The sequence below is a fragment of the Corynebacterium sp. HMSC034E11 genome (assembly GCF_001835905.1).
In the GTDB taxonomy this organism is placed as follows: domain Bacteria; phylum Actinomycetota; class Actinomycetes; order Mycobacteriales; family Mycobacteriaceae; genus Corynebacterium; species Corynebacterium coyleae.
On record NZ_KV826423.1, the window covers coordinates 1 to 863 of the forward strand.

At 54.1% G+C, this 863-nt stretch carries 1 protein-coding gene; it reads left to right on the top strand.

Annotation, left to right across the window (positions count from 1 at the left end; all coding sequences use genetic code 11):
* Positions 1-190: 190 nt before the first annotated feature.
* On the top strand, positions 191-856 hold the full coding sequence (locus HMPREF2690_RS11560) for a DDE-type integrase/transposase/recombinase (protein ID WP_070820958.1): 666 nt from the start codon (positions 191-193) through the stop codon (positions 854-856).
* Positions 857-863: the final 7 nt, after the last annotated feature.

Here is an 863-nt window from a genome sequence, read left to right on the forward strand (position 1 = left end):
CGGAATACCCCTACCAACTACGCGCACTCAGCACATGTCGATTTGGGGTAGTTGGTACCGCGAGTCCGCGTAGTTGGTACCGGTGTTCCGCGTACCCGGTACTGCGAGGGGGTTTCTTTCATAGTTGATGTTGGCGGCGCCGTACTTCGATGGTGCCGCGTCAACCTCTACTTGGAAGGAGCCGGTCTTTGTGGCCAACTTCAAACAAATCGTCGCGATGTGCCTTGACGGTGCAAGCTACGCACAGATCACACATGCATTGGGGTGTTCACGACGAGAAGTATCCCGCGCAAAGAAGATCATCGCTGAGGAGTCACTGAGTTTAGAGACGTTCCGTCAGCTTCCACCGGGATGGTTCGATGAGCGATTCAGCGACGGCCGCAGCAAGCGCACACTGTCCTACGACCAGCCGGATTTTCAAGGTCTTGCACACAAACTCAAAAGCAATAAGCATTTGACCAGGCACAAGCTGTGGATGGACTACCTGTCGCAGCCTTGCCCGACTGACAAGACAAAGTACCAGTACACCCAGTTTTGCAGTGGGCTCAATGAATTTCTCCGCGCCAATGATCTCGTCGAGGTCATCACCCATGAACCGGGCCAAGAGCTCTACGTGGATTGGGCCGGTGACAAAGTAGCGGTGCTCGATCAAGCCAGTGGGGATATTGCATTCAAGGCATCACTGTTTGTCGCGGTAAGCCCGTACTCAGGGCTGATGTATGTCACTGCTGCTGCGAATGAGAAGATGCCGGCTTGGATTGAGTGCCACGTCAAAGCATTGAATTATCTCGGCAAAATCCCGGCGGTCATCGTGCCGGATAATGCTTCTACGGTTGCGTCCCTTAGTGTGGTGTAACGCTTGC